Source organism: Lawsonibacter sp. JLR.KK007 (genome assembly GCF_036941135.1).
GTDB lineage: Bacteria > Bacillota > Clostridia > Oscillospirales > Oscillospiraceae > Lawsonibacter.
The window spans coordinates 280,159-297,682 of the sequence record NZ_JAYWSY010000002.1 but is presented as its reverse complement, the minus strand read 5'-3'; the positions used below and the strand labels follow the sequence as shown (position 1 = coordinate 297,682).

18 protein-coding genes are annotated in these 17,524 nt (G+C 60.5%); 6 read left to right on the top strand and 12 right to left on the bottom strand.

Going from position 1 to position 17,524, the window contains the following annotated elements; all coding sequences use genetic code 11:
- Positions 1-67: 67 nt before the first annotated feature.
- Entirely contained in the window at positions 68-1,501 is a 1,434-nt protein-coding gene (locus VV088_RS11245; RefSeq protein ID WP_334602063.1) for a carbohydrate-binding domain-containing protein, read from the bottom strand.
- Positions 1,502-1,643: 142 nt separating this feature from the next.
- On the opposite strand from VV088_RS11245, the gene VV088_RS11240 reads away from it, so the two are divergent.
- Genes VV088_RS11240 through VV088_RS11230 form a run of 3 tightly spaced genes read left to right on the top strand, consistent with a single transcriptional unit; the run spans position 1,644 to position 3,668 of the window.
- On the top strand, positions 1,644-2,384 hold the full coding sequence (locus VV088_RS11240) for a polyphosphate polymerase domain-containing protein (protein WP_334600783.1): 741 nt from the start codon (positions 1,644-1,646) through the stop codon (positions 2,382-2,384).
- Entirely contained in the window at positions 2,377-3,153 is a 777-nt protein-coding gene (locus tag VV088_RS11235; RefSeq protein WP_334600782.1) for a response regulator transcription factor, read from the top strand. Before VV088_RS11240 ends, VV088_RS11235 begins: the two co-directional genes overlap by 8 nt.
- Positions 3,150-3,668 carry a hypothetical protein gene (locus VV088_RS11230; RefSeq protein ID WP_334600780.1) on the top strand — a complete coding sequence of 173 codons (519 nt, stop codon included), beginning with the start codon at positions 3,150-3,152 and terminating at the stop codon, positions 3,666-3,668. Before VV088_RS11235 ends, VV088_RS11230 begins: the two co-directional genes overlap by 4 nt.
- A gap of 228 nt (positions 3,669-3,896) precedes the next feature.
- Here the strand turns inward: VV088_RS11230 and VV088_RS11225 are convergent, their stop codons facing one another.
- The 10 genes from VV088_RS11225 to rpsB form a co-directional block, all read right to left on the bottom strand.
- Positions 3,897-5,015: a succinylglutamate desuccinylase gene (locus VV088_RS11225; protein WP_334600779.1), complete on the bottom strand. Its 1,119-nt coding sequence runs from the start codon at positions 5,013-5,015 to the stop codon at positions 3,897-3,899.
- Positions 5,016-5,028: 13 nt separating this feature from the next.
- Positions 5,029-5,178, bottom strand: coding sequence for a hypothetical protein (locus tag VV088_RS11220; protein WP_334600776.1), 150 nt, complete (start codon positions 5,176-5,178; stop codon positions 5,029-5,031).
- 12 nt (positions 5,179-5,190) lie between these two features.
- Entirely contained in the window at positions 5,191-6,477 is a 1,287-nt protein-coding gene (locus tag VV088_RS11215; RefSeq protein ID WP_334600774.1) for a TRAP transporter large permease subunit, read from the bottom strand.
- A 65-nt stretch (positions 6,478-6,542) separates the two neighbouring features.
- Entirely contained in the window at positions 6,543-7,196 is a 654-nt protein-coding gene (locus tag VV088_RS11210) for a DUF6305 family protein (protein ID WP_334600773.1), read from the bottom strand.
- Positions 7,197-7,229: 33 nt separating this feature from the next.
- Positions 7,230-9,050 (bottom strand): gamma-glutamyltransferase, encoded by a 1,821-nt coding sequence (gene ggt / locus VV088_RS11205; RefSeq protein ID WP_334600770.1) that lies wholly within the window; start codon positions 9,048-9,050, stop codon positions 7,230-7,232.
- Positions 9,051-9,250: 200 nt separating this feature from the next.
- Complete coding sequence (locus VV088_RS11200; protein ID WP_334600768.1) at positions 9,251-9,874, bottom strand: response regulator; 624 nt, start codon at positions 9,872-9,874, stop codon at positions 9,251-9,253.
- Positions 9,837-11,273 carry a sensor histidine kinase gene (locus VV088_RS11195; protein WP_334600767.1) on the bottom strand — a complete coding sequence of 479 codons (1,437 nt, stop codon included), beginning with the start codon at positions 11,271-11,273 and terminating at the stop codon, positions 9,837-9,839. Before VV088_RS11195 ends, VV088_RS11200 begins: the two co-directional genes overlap by 38 nt.
- Positions 11,270-12,037 (bottom strand): succinylglutamate desuccinylase/aspartoacylase family protein, encoded by a 768-nt coding sequence (locus tag VV088_RS11190; RefSeq protein ID WP_334600765.1) that lies wholly within the window; start codon positions 12,035-12,037, stop codon positions 11,270-11,272. Before VV088_RS11190 ends, VV088_RS11195 begins: the two co-directional genes overlap by 4 nt.
- Before the next feature lie 490 nt (positions 12,038-12,527).
- On the bottom strand, positions 12,528-13,448 hold the full coding sequence (tsf, locus tag VV088_RS11185) for a translation elongation factor Ts (RefSeq protein WP_334600764.1): 921 nt from the start codon (positions 13,446-13,448) through the stop codon (positions 12,528-12,530).
- 73 nt (positions 13,449-13,521) lie between these two features.
- Complete coding sequence (gene rpsB / locus VV088_RS11180; RefSeq protein WP_334600763.1) at positions 13,522-14,250, bottom strand: 30S ribosomal protein S2; 729 nt, start codon at positions 14,248-14,250, stop codon at positions 13,522-13,524.
- Positions 14,251-14,568: 318 nt separating this feature from the next.
- On the opposite strand from rpsB, the gene VV088_RS11175 reads away from it, so the two are divergent.
- From VV088_RS11175 to VV088_RS11165, 3 genes are read left to right on the top strand one after another with little or no spacing between them, the layout of a single operon-like run.
- The gene (locus VV088_RS11175; RefSeq protein ID WP_334600762.1) at positions 14,569-15,108 is read left to right on the top strand and encodes a hypothetical protein; all 540 of its coding nucleotides are present in this window, start codon (positions 14,569-14,571) and stop codon (positions 15,106-15,108) included.
- Between the two features lie 60 nt (positions 15,109-15,168).
- Positions 15,169-15,354 carry a hypothetical protein gene (locus tag VV088_RS11170; RefSeq protein ID WP_334600761.1) on the top strand — a complete coding sequence of 62 codons (186 nt, stop codon included), beginning with the start codon at positions 15,169-15,171 and terminating at the stop codon, positions 15,352-15,354.
- Positions 15,355-15,370: 16 nt separating this feature from the next.
- Positions 15,371-15,628, top strand: a complete 258-nt coding sequence (locus tag VV088_RS11165; protein WP_334600760.1) for a spore coat protein — start codon at positions 15,371-15,373, stop codon at positions 15,626-15,628.
- A 432-nt stretch (positions 15,629-16,060) separates the two neighbouring features.
- Here VV088_RS11165 and VV088_RS11160 read toward each other — a convergent pair whose 3' ends face one another.
- Positions 16,061-17,218 carry a site-specific integrase gene (locus tag VV088_RS11160; protein ID WP_334600759.1) on the bottom strand — a complete coding sequence of 386 codons (1,158 nt, stop codon included), beginning with the start codon at positions 17,216-17,218 and terminating at the stop codon, positions 16,061-16,063.
- Positions 17,219-17,524 lie beyond the last annotated feature (306 nt).

Genomic DNA, 17,524 nt, shown 5'->3' with positions numbered 1-17,524 from the left:
AGCCGGTTTTCGACCAAGCAGTCGAAAACCGGCTCCGCCCTCTGTTTGCTTCCTGAGCGGGCTGGCGTCAAAGGGCGCCCTCTTCCGGCGGTTCGCCGCGGCCTGCGCCCCTTCCGTCCGGCATGCCGTCCGGTCCGCTGTGACCCTGCTGGCCCTCCCAGCCGGTACCGGGGACCCGCTCTCCGCCGCCGGGCCGCTGGTCCGGGGGCATGCCCTCTGTGGGCGGTTCGCCCCAGTCCTCTCTGGGCGTCCCGCCCCTCGGTCCGCCGGGGCGGCCGCCCATGTCCGCGCGGCCATAGGTGGTGATGTAGTCTGAAAGGGTCAGCTCAGCCGCCTCCGTGCCGCCGGAGCAGGTCCCACCGGAGCAGAGGCCGTCCGCCGTCTGGCCGCTGTACTCCCCTCCATAGGAGAGCGTATAGACGGCCCCTCCCTCCAGCTCGGGGGAGGAAATCACAACGTGGCTGGCGTTGGACGGCAGAGCGAAGACCAGGCTCTGCTCCTCCCGCTCCAGGCTGATGAAGGTCCCCGCCGGGAGGACGCTGTCAAAGCCCAGGGAGAGGGTGTACTGGCTGGCCTCGCTGGGGGACTGGGACATGGCCCCGCTGTCCGCCGCCAGCAGAATGCCGCCGGACAGGGTGAAGGAGCCGTCATAGTCCAGTGCGCCGTCCCCCTGGCCGGTGCTGGACACGATCACCGTGCCGCCGGACATGATGGCGTTTCCGTTGGAATCTAGACCGTCGCCCCCTGCCCGGACCACCAGGTAGCCGCCGGAGATGTGGATCAGGGAACCCGAATTGCCGCCGAAGGGAGTTCCCCGGCCAAAGCCGCCAAAGCCGCTGCCGTCCGCGCCCCCGGCCGCGTTCACGCCGTCGTCGGAGGACACAATGTAAATCGTCCCCCCGGATACCGAGACGGAGGTACCCTCCAGCCCCTCGTAGGAGGTCAGGATGTTGATCTCCCCGGCGGATACCGTCAGGGCCTCATCGGCGTGGAGGGCGTCGTCGCCGGTGGAAATGGTGTAGACGCCGCCGGAGACGGTCACGTCGCCGTTGGAGTGGACTGCGTCGTCAGAGCAGTCCAGCGTGAAGGTCCCGCCGTTGAGGGTCAGGGTGGTTCCCGCCTTGAGGCCCTTGGCGCTGATGCTGTCGGAGGGCTGCACGCCGCTGCCGCCGCCGGAGACGGCGGTACAGCTGCCCTCCGATATGGTCAGCGCCGTCTCCGCCTGAACGCCGTCCTCCCCGGCGGTCAGGTCCAGGAGGGAGTTGGAGATACTGACCCAGCCCAGCGTGCCGTCGGTGTCATTGGTGGAGCGGATGGCATCCCCGCCGCAGGTCACGGTGATGGAGGCGCTGTCGATGGTGTTGGAATCCTTGCCGTTGATGCCATTGTTCACCGCCTGGACGGAGAGCACGCCGTCATAAATTTGCAAGGTGTCCTTGCTGGTGACGCCGTTGCCGCAGTTGGCCGTGACGGTCAGCGTCCCCGCCCCCTCTCTGTTTATACCCGGTCAACCTAAAGAGAAGTTAAAGCCCAAGGCCCCTTCCCCGAGTTTACAAAATATTCACAGGCCCGTCCCCATTCTTTAGCTTCACTTTAGGAACGGCCTCTATGCTGTTCACACCACACATCAAGGAGGTTTCTTCATGGCCGGTACATTACAGTTCTGCTTCAAACGCTATGAGAAAAAGTATATGCTGACCCCCCAGCAGCTTGTGCAGATCACGGCGGGCATCCAGGCGCACATGCGCCCCGACGAGTTTGGATGCTACACCATCTGCAGCCTTTATTACGACACCGACAGCTATCAGCTGATCCGGACTTCGTTGGAAAAGCCCGTCTACAAGGAGAAGCTGCGGATGCGCAGCTACGGCGTTCCGGGCAGTCAGGACAAGGTCTTTGTGGAGCTGAAAAAGAAGTTTGACCGCGTGGTCTACAAGCGCCGCACGGTCATGACGGCCGCCGATGCGGTATCCTACCTCCAGAGCGGGGCCGTCCCGGAGCGGGAGGACCAGATCTGCCATGAGATTGACTGGTTCATGCACACCTACCGCCCCAGCCCCAAGGTGTTCATCGCCTGCGACCGCACCGCCTTCGCCGGGATCGAGGTCCCCGAGCTGCGCCTGACCTTCGACACCAACCTGCGCTGGCGGGACCGGAACCTGGATCTGCGCGCCGGGGACTATGGCGCACCCCTCCTGGACCCCGGCCAGATCCTGATGGAGATCAAGATCCCCGGCGCCGCCCCCGTCTGGCTGGCCCAGCTGCTCAGCCGGACCGGCGCCTTCCCCACCTCCTTCTCCAAATACGGCGCCTGCTATCAGCAAAATCTTCTGGGCCGTCCGCAGCCCGGCTCCATCCGAGAGGAGGTCTGCGCCTGTGCTTGATTCCATCATCATCGGGGCAGAGGTCACCCTGGACGGTTTTCTGATCTGCACCGCCGCCTCTCTGCTGCTGGGGCTGGGCATCGCCCTGCTGTCCATGTACAGAAGCAGCTATACCCAGAGCTTTGTCATCACCCTGGCCATGCTCCCCGCCGTGGTGCAGGTCATCATCCTGCTGGTGAACGGCAACATCGGCGCCGCCGCCCTGGACTACGCCTCAGCGGGGGAGTACGACGCCATCATTCTGGACATCATGATGCCCAAGCTGGACGGCCTGGCGGTGCTGACCCGGCTGCGGGCCGCCGGGGTGGACACCCCCGTTATGCTGCTGACGGCCAGGGGGGAGAAGGACGACCGGGTCACCGGCTTCAACGCCGGCGCGGACGACTACCTGCCCAAGCCCTTCGCTCCCGACGAGCTGCTGGCCCGGGTACGGGCCATGCTGCGGCGGGCGGGGGACTACAAGCCCCCGGTGCTCCGCTTCGGTGACCTGGAGCTGGACTGCGGCAGCAGCACCCTCCGGTGCGGAGAGCAGCTCCAGCGGCTCAGCGGCCGGGAGTTCCAGGTGCTGGAGCTGTTTATGCGCTCCCCCCAGGTGATTCTCTCCGCAGAGCGGATTATGGAGCGGGTGTGGGGCTGGGACACGGAGGCGGAGATCAACGTGGTCTGGGTCCACATCTCCAATCTGCGCAAGAAGCTGAGCGCCGCCGGCTCCACCGTCACCATCCGCGCAAGCCGGGGCCTGGGCTACTCCCTGGAGGACGCCGGATGATCAACCGACTGCGCCGGAAGTTTATCAGGATCGCCATGCTCTCGGTCACCCTGGTGGTGCTCCTGCTGACGGTGTCCATCAATCTGTTCAACTACCTGTCCACCGGCCAGAGTCTGAGCAATACCCTCCACATGATCGGGGAAAACCAGGGCATGATCCCTCAGTTCCCCGGCGGCAGGCCGGAAAAGCCCCCCAGAGGGCAGTTCACCCCGGAGACCCCCTACTCCACCCGGTATTTCGTCCTGTACTACAGCGCGGACGGCTCCCTGGACCGCACCGACATGCGGCATATCGCCGCCGTCCGGGAGGAGGATACCAGCCACTATTTGTCCATCGCGCTGCGCCATGGGGAGGGCATGGGCTACACGGGAAACTACAAATACTCCGTCACCTCTGTCGGGGAGGGCCGGTACATGGCCATTTTCCTGGACTGCCAGCGGGAGCTGCACTCCATCCGGACCTTTGCGTTCATCTCCCTGCTGGTGGCGGTCATCTGTGTGGCGCTGCGGGAGTGACCGGCGCCGCAGAAGGACGGATTCAGCTTCGCGCCACTGAAGCGCGCCGCAGTTGTCGCGATTGCCCAAGACAAACCAGAATAGTCGAGCCAACCTGCCACATTTCTTCGCATCCACGATGGACGTTGCCCCTGGGGCCCGGTATAATAGTCGGAGAGAGGGGAGCGAAATGGGGCCTCAGTTCCGAAGAACTGATGGCCCCATTTCTGGATTGTGATGATTGGCTCGTTACAGCAGATAGTCTCCCACGTTTCCGTTGACCATCTCGTCGTAGCTGGGGATGCCGGAGACCAGAATCTGTTTGTCGCTGTTGTTGTTGAACGCATTGATGTAGGCGCTGATGCCCGCTAAATGGCGGCCCACACGCAGTTCCATGGGGAAGTTGCCGGCGCTGTAGTCCACATACAGCAGATTCAGGTCGTAGGCGATCGCATAGCAGGGGTCCTCGCCGGTCATGATCAGGTCCTCGTCGGTGTAGCCCCGCAGGCGGCCCTGGACCGGGTTGCCCGTCTCCATCAGCAGGGCATAGGTGTTAGTCCAGTCGCCCAGTTCCCGGTGGGTCAGGCCGTGGAGGCTGACGGGGGAGGGTTCCAGAGACATTTTGATGCCCTCCAGCTGGAGGTCCAGCACGCCCTCGGAGGCGATGGTCATGGCCCGCTCGTGGGCCACGGTGGCGTTGTTGACGGCGTACTCCGGGCTGGATTCGTGGAGGTCAATCTCCATGTCGATGCCCAGGGTGTTAATCATGTTGGTCACAGCGTAGCCCACCTGCTCCGAGATGGTGCCATCCTTCACGCCGGGATAGCAGCGGTTCAGGTTCCGGGTCTCGGAGCCGGACAGGGTCTGGCCGGAGGTGTGGGTGTAGATATCCGGGTCGGGCCACTGGTCGATGGGGTTGGTGGCCCGGGAGCCGTACTGGAAGGTGCGGGTTTCGCCGTTTTTGGTGGTGAAGTGCATGTACTGGGGGTTGCCCTCCAGGGGGTCGTTGTGGGTCAGGGCGGAGTTGTTGATGTTGGGGATCACATAGACGGTTCCCTGCTCCACCATGGCGTTCTCCTCCAGGATGATGGCGGCCATGTGGCCGGCGGGCTCGTTGGAGTGGGTGCCGCCCAGCACCAGCAGGGAGCCGCCCTCCTTTTCGCCCTTCATGACATACACGTCCACGTCGGCAATGGTGCCGGCCAGGTTCTCGTTGTACGTGGACAGCTTGAACACCTCGGTGACGCCGGGTCCCCGCTTCACGTCCTCCACAAAATGGCGCTTGGCGTAAAAGCTCATCCCGGCGATTCCCGCGATGATGGCGGCGGCCAGTACAATGGCGGCGCCGGTCATGTAATTCTTTTTCATTTGGCCCGCCCCCTTACTTAATCAGCAGAATCCGCAGCAGCAGCGGAATCAAAATCATGCCGGCGTTGATCTGGTCGGCCAGCTTTTCTTCCTTGAAGATCAGGTTATAGAGGGTGCTGACAAACACGATCAGGGCGATGCCCAAATAGATATATGTAATCATAAATACCCTCCTTTAAAACAGTCCCGCGATCAGCTTGGACTTGGCCAGGAAGAAGCAGGCGTAGACCAGCAGGATCACAATGGGCACCATGCAGCGCTTGAGGATTTTGGTGTAAGGCTTGACGCCGGTGATCTGGGCGGCGAACAGGCCGGCCAGGGCGGTGGGGGGCATCATGTCGCCCACCGCGGCGATCAGGCTGATGGCGGCCAGCACCACCACGGAGTTGCCGCCCAGCAGGGAGGCGTAGATGTAGGCGAAGGGCACGCCCAGCACGGAGCAGGCCCCGTAGGAGGACACCGCGCCGAACAGGGGGATGCTGACGGCGCAGGCCACCAGCCACAGGACCTGGGGCAGGCGCAGGCAGCTGATGACCACCAGGCCGCGGACGCCGGTGGCGGTCATGACCTCGATGAACATGCCTACGCCCATCAGGATGCCCATGACGGGGGCGGCGGTGCGGATGGCGGCGGGGACGGCCTGGAGCACGTTGATCTTCTTGCCGGTAAACAGGCCGGATACCGCGCTGAGCATGAACATGAGGGGCATGCCGATGTCCTCTCCCAGCTTCAGCACCTTGAAGACCACCATCAGGACCACCAGCACCACCAGGGGGATGTAGATCTTGAAGCCGTACTGCTTGCGGACAGCGTCCTGCTCCACCAGGGCGGGCTTGAGCTTCTCATAGTCCAGATGCCGGGCCTGCTTGTAGCCCAGCAGCAGCACGAACAGGATGGCCAGGGGGAAGGTGAGCAGGGCCAGAGGACCCTCAAAGCCCACATAGGGCACGTCGATGCCGGCGCAGATAATCAGCGCGGCGGTGTTTACCGGGGGGGCGATCATGCCCAGCAGGGCGCCCATGGCGATGATGGAGCCGGCGGTTACCGCGTCGATGCCCATAAGGGCCAGCACAGGGGCCATGATGGACCCGGCGGACAGCACGGCGGCGGTGGAGGAGCCGGTGATCATGCCGGGGAACATGATGATGAGCATGATGAGGATGAGCAGCACAGCGGGGACCTTGTGGAACCTCTCAATGATCAGGCTGCTCAGGGCATCCAGCGCGCCGGAGTCCTCAATGACCTTCATAAAGATCATGGCGCAGCCGATGGTAAGGATGGTGTCCACATAGCCGAACTCGCCCTCTACCATCATACGCAGGGTCTCCAGGCCAAGGCCGCCCTGGATCGCGCCGCACAGGGCGGCGATCATCATAGACACGCCCACCGGCAGCTTCAGCGCGAAGCAGCCCGCCATGAACACGCCTACCATGATGACAAATGTGATGACATAAGCGGTCATATGTTTTCCTTCTTCCAGATTTATTTGCTTCCCGCTCCAGTCCGGAGCGGGAAGTTTAGATTCCATTACGCAACGCCGAACAGGGTCTTCAGGGTGGCGATGCAGTCGGCCACCTGCTCCACGTAGGCGCTGGGGGTGCTGTTGCCGGCCAGGATGCCGCTCATCAGGCCGTCGCCGTCACCCTCGGCCACCACAACGGCGACGTCAGCGGCGGCAAAGGAGGGGGTGATGAAGGAATCGGACAGGGTGCCCCGGCGGGCGGAGCCGCCGGTGTGCATGGCCACCACGGTAATGCCCAGCTCATCGGCCTTTTTCAGCAGGGCGTCGGTGCGGGCCAGCTCCTGGTCGGCGTCGATGCCGGCGGCGCCCAGGCCCTTGGAGGAGCCGCCCACCGCCAGAATCAGGGTTTTGCAGTCGGAGGGCAGGTCCTCGGCGTTGATGGTGTTGTCCAGGGTGACCTCAATGCCGGCCTTGCCGCACAGGGTGCCCACGATCTCCACGTCGGCGCTCTGGCCAACGCTGGTGAGGACGGCGGGGGTGGCGCAGGAGCCAGCCTCGATCTCGGGCAGGCTGGAGCTGTCGCCGCCGGCCTGGGAGCCGGAGGCGCTGGAGGTGTTGTTGTTATTGTTGGAGGCGGTGGGGGTCTTGCTGTCGCCGCCACAGGCGGCCAGGGAGAGGGTCATGGCCGCAGCCAGACCCAAGATCAGCAGTTTTTTCATGTTCAAAACTTCCTTTCCATTTTTTGTCTACGCTCAGAAGCCCAGGGCCTTGCCGTCACGTCGGGGATCACCGGCACCGTCCAAGGTGCCGTCCTCCGCGTAGCGGACTGCGTTTACGGAGCCAAAGCTGCGGTTGAATTCATCGCTGGCGTTCATGGTCCAGCCCTTGGCCTCCATCTCAGCAATGGTCTCAGAGGAGAAGCGGCTTTCATAGTTCAGAGTGGTGTCTCTGAAGCCGGAGATACGGGGGGCGTCCACGGCCTCCTGCATGGTCATGCCATGGTCGATCAGGTTGGAGCAGATCTGAGCCACAGTGGCGATGATGGTGGTACCGCCGGGAGAGCCGATAGCGGCGAAGGGCTCGCCGTCCTTCATGATGATGGTGGGAGACATGGAGGACAGGGGGGTCTTGCCGCCGGCGATGGAGTTGGGGTGTCCAGCACCTACGTTGAAGTCGCCCATCTCATTGTTCAGGATAAAGCCGTATCCGTCGGCGGCCACAGCAGCGCCGAAGTAGCCGTTCACGGTAAAGGTAACGGAGACGATATTGCCTTCCTTGTCAGCCACGGAGAAGTGGGTCGTATCCTCATGCTCGTACATCCAGGGATCATCGGGGAGTACATTGGTCATGGCAGTGTCCATGTCAATTTTAGCGGCCAGCTTGGCGGCATAGTCCTTGTTAGCCAGGCCATTCACGGGCACGTCAACATACTTGGTATCGCCCATGTACTCGCCCCGGTCGGCGTAGGCCATGGCGAAGGCGGAGCCAACCAGGTGCTGCTTCTCGGCGGAGTCATGCTCCATAGAGGGGACGTCGAAGTTCTCCAGGATGTTCAGGATCTCCAGGATGATGGTGCCGCCGGAGGAGGGGGAGGGAGAGGAGTAGATGTCATAGCCACGGTAGGTGCCGTGGACAGGCTCCATGACCTCCACTTGGTAGTTAGCCAGGTCCTCCATGGTCAGCAGTCCGCCGTATTTCTGGACGGCCTTCACCATAGCCTCAGCGATCTCGCCCTTGTAGAACACATCGGCGCCGTCCTTGGCGATCAGGCGCAGGGTCTTGGCGTAGTCCTTGTTGACAAAGGTGTCCCCCACATCGTAGGGCAAAAGTATACCGTCAACATCCTTCAGGAAAATCTTGCCGCTCTCAGAGTAAAGCATCAGCTTGTCATAGGTGTTGTTCATGTCAGCAGATAAGGTGGGGGTAACGGTGAAGCCTTTCTCAGCCAGCTCAATGATGGGGGCCACGATCTCATCCCGGGACATAGTGCCGTAGTTCTCCAGGGCGTACAGCATACCGGCCACTGTGCCGGGTACGCCAACGGCCTTGCCACCGGACATATTCTGGCTGCCGATCACCTTGCCCTCGGCGTCCACCTGCCACATATCGGGGGTGGCGGCGGCGGGAGCGCACTCACGGAAGTTGATGAACTTGATCTCGCCGGTCTCGGCGGAGCGCATGGTCATAAAGCCGCCGCCGCCCAGGCCGGTGGCATTGGGTTCGACCAGGCCCAGGGTAAAGGCCACAGCCACGGCTGCGTCCACCGCGTTGCCGCCGTTCTCGATAATAGTGCGGCCGATCTTGGAGGCTTCGTACTTACCGGAGGACACCACGGCGTTCTGGCCGGTGGCGTCACGGCCGGTGGTGGTCAGGGTGCCGTCCTCGTTCCAGAGGATGAAATCGTCCAGAGAGGTATAGCCGTCGTCCGCAGGCTGTGCGGAGCTGTCGCCGGGAGCGTTGCTGCTGGCGGCAGGCGTTCCGCTGCCAGAGCTGGCGGCGGGTGCTTTGGGGCCGCACGCGGTCAGAGAGAGGGCCAGTGCCAGTGTGGTTAGCAGGGCTGTGAGTTTTTTCATCAAAATTCCTCCTTTTACAATTTCACGGTCCAGGACAGTCGCGCGCCTGATCCTGTCGCGCTTTTGACAGAACAATGATATAAAAATAGCTCTGTTTTTGTCTATATTTCTCTCATATCTCTCTTATTTTCTATGTAGAAATTTTCGGCGTCCTCTCTTGGGACAAAAAAGCTCCCGCCGCACGGACGGGAGCCTCATATTCAAATCTGCCGGATGCGGTAGAGGTGTTTAGGCCGGCCCACCTTTCCGTAGACGCTGTCCACATCCACCAGCTTCTGCTGGGTCATGTGCTGGAGGTAGCGGAACACGGTCTGATAGGCCAGGCCGGTCTCCTTGGAGATATCGTTGGCGGTTACGGGGGCGCTGCACTGGCGCATGTAGTTCAGGATCAGCTCCAGGGTCCCATGGCTGATCCCCTTGGTAAAGCTGATGTCGATATTCTGCCGCTCCAGAAGCCGCAGGTGGAGCCTGACGCGGCTGATGATGTCGGGGGCCTTGATGGGCTTCAGCGCAAAGTCGCTGGCCCCGGCGGCTAAAAACTCGTCCGCCACCTTCTGGCACTCGTCAATGGTGAACACGATGATGGGCACGGTGGCCGACAGACAGCGCAGCATCCGCACCCCCTCCACCCCGTTGATCCCAGGCATGTGGTAATCAATGAGTACGATGGTGGGCCGCAGCTGGGTAAACAGCTTGATTCCTGCGTCCACATCGCAGGCCGTGGCAGTGTTCCAGTCCTGGGTGCGGAACAGCGTTTTCAGGGCAAAGCAGATGTCCTCCTCGTCGTCAATGCACAGAATCGTCACGTTTTGTCTCTGGTCCATCCTCTTGCGCCTCCTTTGGAATTTTGATGGTGATTACAGTGCCTTTTCCTACCTCGCTCCACAGATCAATGATACCGTTAAAGCGCTCTACCACGTCCCGAACGAAAAAGAGTCCCAGTCCGCTGGAGCCGCCGCCGGAATACCCCCTGGTCCAAATGTCCTTCAGCTTCTGTATTTCGATTCCCGTTCCGTTGTCGATCACCTGAAAACGGACCCAGGCCCCATCCATGCCTGCGCGAATCGTAATGTTGGGCGCTCGGCTTGTTTCAATGGCATTGGCGGCGTTTTGCACCAGATTGACCAGCACACGGGAAAAGAGAATTCCATTGACACGTATCCTTGCCTTGGTAACATCCATCTCAAGGTGGACGTAGGGGGCGTAATTCTCGATTGATATCTGTGCCAATACCCGGTTCAAGAGTTTTTCCACGGACACAAGGCTTGTCTTATCCTGATAGAGGATCTCAGAGATCATCTGGCTCATGTGGTCCACCGAGTTTTCCACCCGTCCCAGCAGCTCCAGCTGTTCCAGTTCGCCGTTCTGCTCGCATTTCAGCTTGCAGGCCCCCACCAGGGTCTGCACCACCGTCAAGGGAGATTTTAGATCGTGGACAAGATGCTGAATCTCCTGGTAGGTCCGGGTGCGCATCTCGTTCAGATGGGATTTGGCCTGGATGGCGCTGTTTTGCTCTTTGAGGGCGTCGATCTCCCGGAGGTAGTTCTCATCCCGCAGCAGAATGAACAGCAGAACCGCGCAGAAGGCAAAGGAAAATATGCCGATCGTGCCCATGGTGTCCAGGGCGGATTCCCCATCCAGCAGCCGGCCGGCCAGCTTGATGGCGATCGAGATCTCGCCCCTGCCCACGGGCAGGAAGGAGGCTGAAGGCATAATATCTAAAAACTGCCAGGCGGCCAGCTCCATTGTGACAAAAAGCGTTTTTTTGATGGAAGAAATATACCGGTAATTCAATTTGATGAATAAAATGATGAAAAACGCCGCGGTAATGGCAGGAAGGCCAAAGTCGTAGTATATGCCGTAGGCGAGATGAATGCTGCGGTAAGTGGCGTACAGCAGCAGCAGGATCAGCCCGGCGTTGCAGAACCACGCCTCTCGTCCGTTCCACCGGAATTCCAGGGCGTCGGCAACGAGAAAGGCGCCGCAATAGTGCGGGAGGGCGCGCACTGTATTCAATACCACCAGCCGCAGAGCGGCGTTGATCAGGTCCAGCCGTTCCCCGTTGATCAACGCCAGATGGAGAAAGTGACGTACCTGAACGTTTTCCACCGTGAACAGCTGGGGCATACAGAAGCTCAACGCAATCAGCCCAAAGCCCACAAGTAAAATTCTCCGGCTGTGTACAAAAACCGTCAGCCCTCGAATGGTTCCAATCTTTGTCATGACGCCCCCTGTTCTGAACGCATGCCATACCTGGTCAGTGTAAATTCCACGATATCCAGCTGCTGCCGCACCCGGCTGGACAGTGCCTCGTCGCGGCCGGTCTCGATTGTGATGACGGGAATTCCCAGCTGCTCCGTTACGGTGCGGTTCAGACTTCCCTGGGGGGGAGAGCCGTAGAGGGTAAGGGGCCGGCTGTCCGTCCCGAATTCCTCCAGCAGGTCCAGGATCAGGTCCGCCACGGGCCGCATGTCCTGACATATCAGGGAGCTGCGCAGATCGTCCCGGGTCCCCTCCGGGGGTTTGGCCTCGTGGAGGTCTAGGACCAGGTCAGGGTCCTTCTCCTGGATGTCCTGATAGACAGCCCAGGCGATCCGCTCCGCATCGCAGCCCTCCGGATTGCCGGGGAAGTTGCGGTTCAGGTCCCGCTCCTCCCGGGTCTTTCGCTGGTTGTGCTCCGCGCCGTAGGCGTTCAGGGGAGCGGCCACATAGAGCGTTCCGGCCTCCGGTTTTGTCCGGCGCAGCTCAGCAGCCGCCTGCCAGCCTGCCGTCTCATCCCCGTGGGTCCCGCCGACGACATAAACTGTGGGGCCGTCCCGCCCCCCTCTCTGTACATAGACGGGGACCTCCATCTCACTGCCGGGCAGCAGCGTGTACTGCTCCGGCGCTCCGCCGGGGCTGAACCGAAGCGCCAAAAACAGGATCAGTCCTCCCGCCGCAAGCGCCGGAAGCCAGATCCGATTGTGGCTGCCGCTCCTGCCATACATAATATCACTCCCCATTTCGGATGGACTGTCTCTATGAGCGATTCATCAGGCGGGCATCGAGGCAGTCTGCATCAGTTGGCGTTTTTTGGACGAAGATGGCCTGATCACGGTCCCTCCAGAATATCGTTGGCCGGCCGATGTACCTGAGACGATGCGTTTTGATGCGGGCGCAATCACCGGCGCGTGTATCTTGGACGCCGTCCATTTGTGAACCAGACGATGATAACGCTACATTAACATGATAAAGGAGCATATTTTAGTCCGTCAAGAGAGAGATATGAGAAAAATAACACGAACAAGCCGGTCCCTTGAGTTTGCAGGCTTGGATTATCTTCTCTCGGTCCAAACACGTTCATTCAAAATGTTTCGGCAAACATTCCGATGAAAATAAAGAAAAGAACCCGAGTGACAGTGAATCACTCGGGCCCTTTTGTGGGTCAAGATATTAGGGACACTCTGTCGGATGTGAAGTGGACAACGACCGGGGCGTTTACTTGATCATGGAGGCGACCTCGGCGGCGAAGTCGTCCTCGGCCTTCTCAATGCCCTCGCCGGTGGCGAAGCGGGTGAAAGCCTTCACGGCGATCTTGCCGCCCAGCTCCTTGGCCACGGCAGCCACGTGCTTCTCCACGGAGATCTTGTTCTCCTTGACAAAGGCCTGCTGGAGCAGGCAGTTCTCCTCATAGTACTTGCCAAGCTTGCCCATGACGATGCCTTCCTTCACCTTGTCGGGCTTGGAGGCCATCTTGGGGTCGTTGGCCATGGCGGCCAGCTGGATCTCCTTCTCCTTGTCCAGCACCTCCTGGCTCACGTCGGACTTGTCCAGGTAGGTGGGATTCATGGCGCAGATCTGCATGGCCACGTCCTTGCCCAGCTCCACTACCTTGGCGGCGTCGATGCCCTCGACCTCCAGGTTGACCAGCACGCCAACCTTGCCGCCCATGTGGATATAGGGCACGTTCACGCCGCCGGCATAGCGGACGAAGCGGCGGATCTGGATGTTCTCACCGATGGCCAGCACCTTGTCGGCGGTGACGTCGGCGATGGTGCGGTCGGTGCCGGGGTACTTGCAGTTCTTCAGGGCCTCCACATCGGCGGGGTCCTCGGCGGCCACCACAGAGGCCACGTCCTTCACAAAGCCCTGGAACACCTCGTTCTTGGCCACAAAGTCGGTCTGGGAGTTGACCTCAAGGATGACGCCAACGCCGCTGTCGGCCACAAAGGCGCAGGAGGCGCCCTCGGCGGCCACCTTGCCGGCCTTCTTCACCTGAGCGGCCAGGCCCTTCTCCCGCAGCCACTCAATGGCCTTGTCGAAGTCGCCGTCGGCCTCAACCAGGGCCTTTTTGCAATCCATCATGCCTACGCCGGTCATCTCGCGCAGCTTCTGTACGTCTTTTGCGGAAATTGCCATAATAAATTACCTCCAATTTGTTTTGTAAAAGACAGCGCCCGCCCGCCTGGGCGGGCGCTGAAAGATTCCTAGCTTACTCCGCGGCGGCGGGAGCGGCCTCCTCGGCGGGGGCGGCGTCCTGGCCCTGCTTGCCCTCCTGGATGGCGTTGGCCATGACGGAGGAGATCAGCTTGATGGCGCGGATGGCGTCGTCGTTGCCGGGGATGACGTAGTCGATCTCATCGGGGTCGCAGTTGGTGTCCACGATGGCCACGATGGGGATGTGGAGCTTGCGGGCCTCGTTGATGGCGTTGCGCTCCTTGCGGGGGTCCACCACGAACAGGGCGCCGGGGAGCTTACGCATCTCGGTGACGCCGCCCAGGTATTTTTCCAGCTTGGCGATCTCGCCCATGTGCTTGATAACTTCCTTCTTGGGCAGCATGTCGAAGGTGCCGTCCTCCTGCATCTTCTTCAGCTGGGCCAGACGGTCCACACGGCCCCGCATGGTCTTGAAGTTGGTGAGCATGCCGCCCAGCCAGCGGGCGTTCACCCAGTACATGCCTACACGGCTGGCCTCTTCCTTGATGGCCTCCTGGGCCTGCTTCTTGGTGCCCACGAAGAGCAGGGTTTCGCCCTTCTCGCCCAGGGAACGGACGAAGTTATAGGCTTCCTCCAGCTTCTTCACGGTTTTCTGCAGGTCGATGATATAAATGCCGTTGCGCTCCGTGTAGATGTAGGTGGCCATTTTGGGGTTCCACCGGCGGGTCTGGTGGCCGAAGTGTACGCCGGCCTCCAGCAGCTGCTTCATAGATACGACTGCCATAATTTGTTTCCTCCTGTTTTTCAGTTCTTCTTCTGGGGGCATCATGTCCTCCGCCAACCCGGTTTGTTCCGGGCACCGGGCGGATGATCCGCACTCCCACGCATAATGCCTTGGTAGTATACCACACTTGTTTTGCCTTTGCAACAGTTTTTTCCTGATTTTCCGGGAATTATTCCAATCTGATTTTTCCAGCCGAGTCCCGCTCCAAGCCATGGCCTCCCATTCTGTATGATCGCTGCGGTCAGTTCCGAAATGCAGGCTTCCAGGTGGATTTTTCCGTTCCCGCCGCATAGAATGGCGGGAGAGGGGGCGGAGCAAATGGAAGAACGGCTGGCCATGGGGGGCGGCGGAGTGCTGGCGCTGCGGCAGGAGGGTCTGCGGGTGCAGATTACGGCGGAGCGTCCCTCCGACGGCCGGGGGCTGTATAAGGTGTGGCTCCACGGCGATCACGGAGGCAGGTTCCTGCTGGGCACGCTGGTTCCGGAAAACGGTGTGCTGCGGCTGAGCCGCACCCTGTCCGTCGGCGTCCTGGAGCGGGCGGGCTGCTGGCCCCGCTTCCGGGCGGAGGCGGCGCTGGCCTTCGCCTTTGATGCTCCGTCCGGCGGGCGGTGGTACTGCGAACAGCACCCGGAGCGGATGGTGCGGGACCCGCTCCTCCAGGCCAGGCTCCGAGGGGCCATGCTGTGCCGCCGGGAAGAGGGGGCCTTCTCCCTGTCCGCCCCCTTCCGCACCGACCAGCCGGTCCGCCTGCCCGCCCTGTTCTGCTTCTCCCGGGTGGAGCGCCGGGACGGCCAGCTCCATTTGGTCTGGGAGTTTGATTCCCAGGGAAATCCAAAAGTCCCGCATAAAAACAGCTGAGCCAGACACACTAACTGCCAGCACCGGGGATCACCCCGCGTTGAAAGGAGGCAGTTTTCCATGGCCAATCTCACCAGCAAGGAGCTCACCGCCCTGTCCGACCAGCTGGATTTTGAACGGGTGCTCCACTGCAAGTACCTCGCCGCCGTCCAGGAGAGCCAGGACCAGGAGCTGATCAGCAAGTTTCAGTCCTGCGCCAGCCAGCACCGGAATAACTACAACACCCTGCTGAACTATCTGCGTTGACAAAGGAGGAGCACCCATGAACGATCAGGAGCGAATGACCGATTTTATCTGCAGCGAGAAGAAAATGTCGTCCAACTATGACACCTACGCCTCTGAATGCGTCAACCTGGCTCTGCGGGATGACTTTCTCCGCATCCTGAACCAGAGCCATCAGACCCAGAGCGATCTGTTCCGCATGGCCCAGGCCAAGGGCTGGTATCAGGTGGAGCAGGCGCCAAAGGATAAGGTGAGCCTGGCATATACCAAATTTTCCAATCAGCAGCCCACGGCTTAAGCCCGCCGCCATCCACGAACCGTCTGCCCATGTGATTGGCAGTCCAAACGTCCTTATCACACTGTTCTCCAATGAAAAACCGCTGTTTTCACCAGAAAACAGCGGTTTTTTGTAATAAGTGGGTAAAATCGATTTTCTTTTGAGACTGCGCCCAAAACCAAATCGAAGCCCAGCGAAGCGGGTTCGATTTGGAAAGGAGGAGCAGCGCAATGAGCGCGCTCTGACTTTTGAAAAAAAGTCGGAGCAAGCGATATGCAGCTTGCTCCGACGTGATTGGGGGGACAGGACTTGAAAAGTATACCCCGCCTTTTGTGTCGTTGCGTGAGTTGCGCAACCCATTGTGGCACAAGCACTTTCGTGTTGTGGCTTTTGTATCCTGCCTCCATTGGTCGTTACCTTTTGCCAAAATAACGACCAAATAATGACCACATATCACGCCCGTTTCTTCCCGAATTTCACCGGCAGCGCCTTAGCCAAGGCATCACAGGCACGGGCCTGGGCGGTCTCGAAGGTGTGGGCGTAAATATTCAGTGTGGTGGAGGTCTGGCTGTGGCCCAGGGCAGCGGAGACGCTGCGCACATCTTCACCAGTGTAAATCAACAGCGAGGCGTTCAAATGGCGGAATTGATGAATGCCCAGGAAGGGGAGCCTATTTTCTTTGCAAAATCGTTTCAGCCATTTATAGGGCTGTTCGGGGGAGATTGGGGAACCGTCCAGTTTGGTAAATAGACGCCCACACTCATGCCATTGATCCCCCAGGGCGAGCCGTTGCGTGATTTGCTCCGCCCGGAGCTGCTTTACCATGTCGAAGATCCACGCAGGCAGCTTCAAGGTGCGGCGGCTTTTGGCGGTCTTGGTGGGAGCGGTAAAGATACCGTCCTTCTTGGTGTAGAGTGATGCCCGACGGACAGAGACAGTGTGCTGCTCCATGTCGAAGTCGTCAAACTCAAAGCCGCACAGCTCCTCCCTGCGGAAGCCGCCGAACAGGGCCAGGGAAAAGAACACCTGCCACCGGAGCGGGGCACTGGCCAAGGCGTCAAGAAAAGCCTGGGCCTCCTCCAGGGTGTAGCAGGCCTTCTCTTTCCCTGTCTCCAGTGGCGGCAGCGTGACGGCCCGGCATGGATTGTGCTGGACCATCCCCATCCTCACAGCGTAGGTGAAGACGGAGGAGATCAGCGACAGATGATTCTTGATGGTTTTGGGAGACAGCCCATCCATACCGTTGACGAACTTCTGGAGCTGCCTGGGCGTGATCTTGTCCATGTACAGGTGCCCAATGCCCTCATAGATGCGTGGGGCCATCTGCCGGTAGTTGGCCTGCGTTTTCTTGCCCAGGGCCTTTTCCACATACTCCGTGAACCACTGGTTGGCGAAAGCCTCAAACTTGATGTGGCCATCGGTGAGGGACGAGCCGCGGCACTCCTCGTCAAAGAGGACCATCTGTCGGGTAAGCTCCTTCTCAATCTGCCGCTCCGTCATTCCTGGTGTGGGCGTCCAGGTCCGGCTCTTCATCACCTGCTTGCCCTCCGGGGTATAGCCCACAGAGGCACGAATCCGGTAGGAATTGCCGCGTTTTGTATAGGTTGCCATAATTGCTCCTTTCATGTTTGACAACCCTTGCCCCGATATGATATCATAAAAGGGCGCAAAGGTGCCTTGTTTAGTCGATGGGTTATTTTTGTGCATCTCTGACCGCTTCGGTGTTCGCTGCACCGAGGCGGTTTTTTGTGCTCAAATCCGACGGCGCTGTCGGATTTGGTCTTGCTGAGGGAAATCGGCAAGCGCCTGCCGATTCAAGCCCTCTCTCAGCCCTCCTGCGGCCCATCTGAGCCATCCTGGGGCGGGGTGGTAGCTGTACCCTCCGGAGCGGGAAAACGCCGCTATGGGCGCTCCTGG

Bases quoted from the DNA above. Each gene is read 5' to 3' on its own strand.
- VV088_RS11215 (WP_334600774.1), bottom strand. From the start codon at position 6,477: ATGACCGCTTATGTCATCACATTTGTCATCATGGTAGGCGTGTTCATG.
- VV088_RS11210 (WP_334600773.1), bottom strand. From the start codon at position 7,196: ATGAAAAAACTGCTGATCTTGGGTCTGGCTGCGGCCATGACCCTCTCC.
- VV088_RS11230 (WP_334600780.1), top strand. From the start codon at position 3,150: ATGATCAACCGACTGCGCCGGAAGTTTATCAGGATCGCCATGCTCTCG.
- VV088_RS11225 (WP_334600779.1), bottom strand. From the start codon at position 5,015: ATGAAAAAGAATTACATGACCGGCGCCGCCATTGTACTGGCCGCCGCC.
- rpsB (WP_334600763.1), bottom strand. From the start codon at position 14,250: ATGGCAGTCGTATCTATGAAGCAGCTGCTGGAGGCCGGCGTACACTTC.
- VV088_RS11190 (WP_334600765.1), bottom strand. From the start codon at position 12,037: ATGTATGGCAGGAGCGGCAGCCACAATCGGATCTGGCTTCCGGCGCTT.
- VV088_RS11165 (WP_334600760.1), top strand. From the start codon at position 15,371: ATGAACGATCAGGAGCGAATGACCGATTTTATCTGCAGCGAGAAGAAA.
- VV088_RS11195 (WP_334600767.1), bottom strand. From the start codon at position 11,273: ATGACAAAGATTGGAACCATTCGAGGGCTGACGGTTTTTGTACACAGC.
- ggt (WP_334600770.1), bottom strand. From the start codon at position 9,050: ATGAAAAAACTCACAGCCCTGCTAACCACACTGGCACTGGCCCTCTCT.
- VV088_RS11175 (WP_334600762.1), top strand. From the start codon at position 14,569: ATGGAAGAACGGCTGGCCATGGGGGGCGGCGGAGTGCTGGCGCTGCGG.
- VV088_RS11170 (WP_334600761.1), top strand. From the start codon at position 15,169: ATGGCCAATCTCACCAGCAAGGAGCTCACCGCCCTGTCCGACCAGCTG.
- VV088_RS11220 (WP_334600776.1), bottom strand. From the start codon at position 5,178: ATGATTACATATATCTATTTGGGCATCGCCCTGATCGTGTTTGTCAGC.
- VV088_RS11200 (WP_334600768.1), bottom strand. From the start codon at position 9,874: ATGGACCAGAGACAAAACGTGACGATTCTGTGCATTGACGACGAGGAG.
- tsf (WP_334600764.1), bottom strand. From the start codon at position 13,448: ATGGCAATTTCCGCAAAAGACGTACAGAAGCTGCGCGAGATGACCGGC.
- VV088_RS11160 (WP_334600759.1), bottom strand. From the start codon at position 17,218: ATGGCAACCTATACAAAACGCGGCAATTCCTACCGGATTCGTGCCTCT.
- VV088_RS11240 (WP_334600783.1), top strand. From the start codon at position 1,644: ATGGCCGGTACATTACAGTTCTGCTTCAAACGCTATGAGAAAAAGTAT.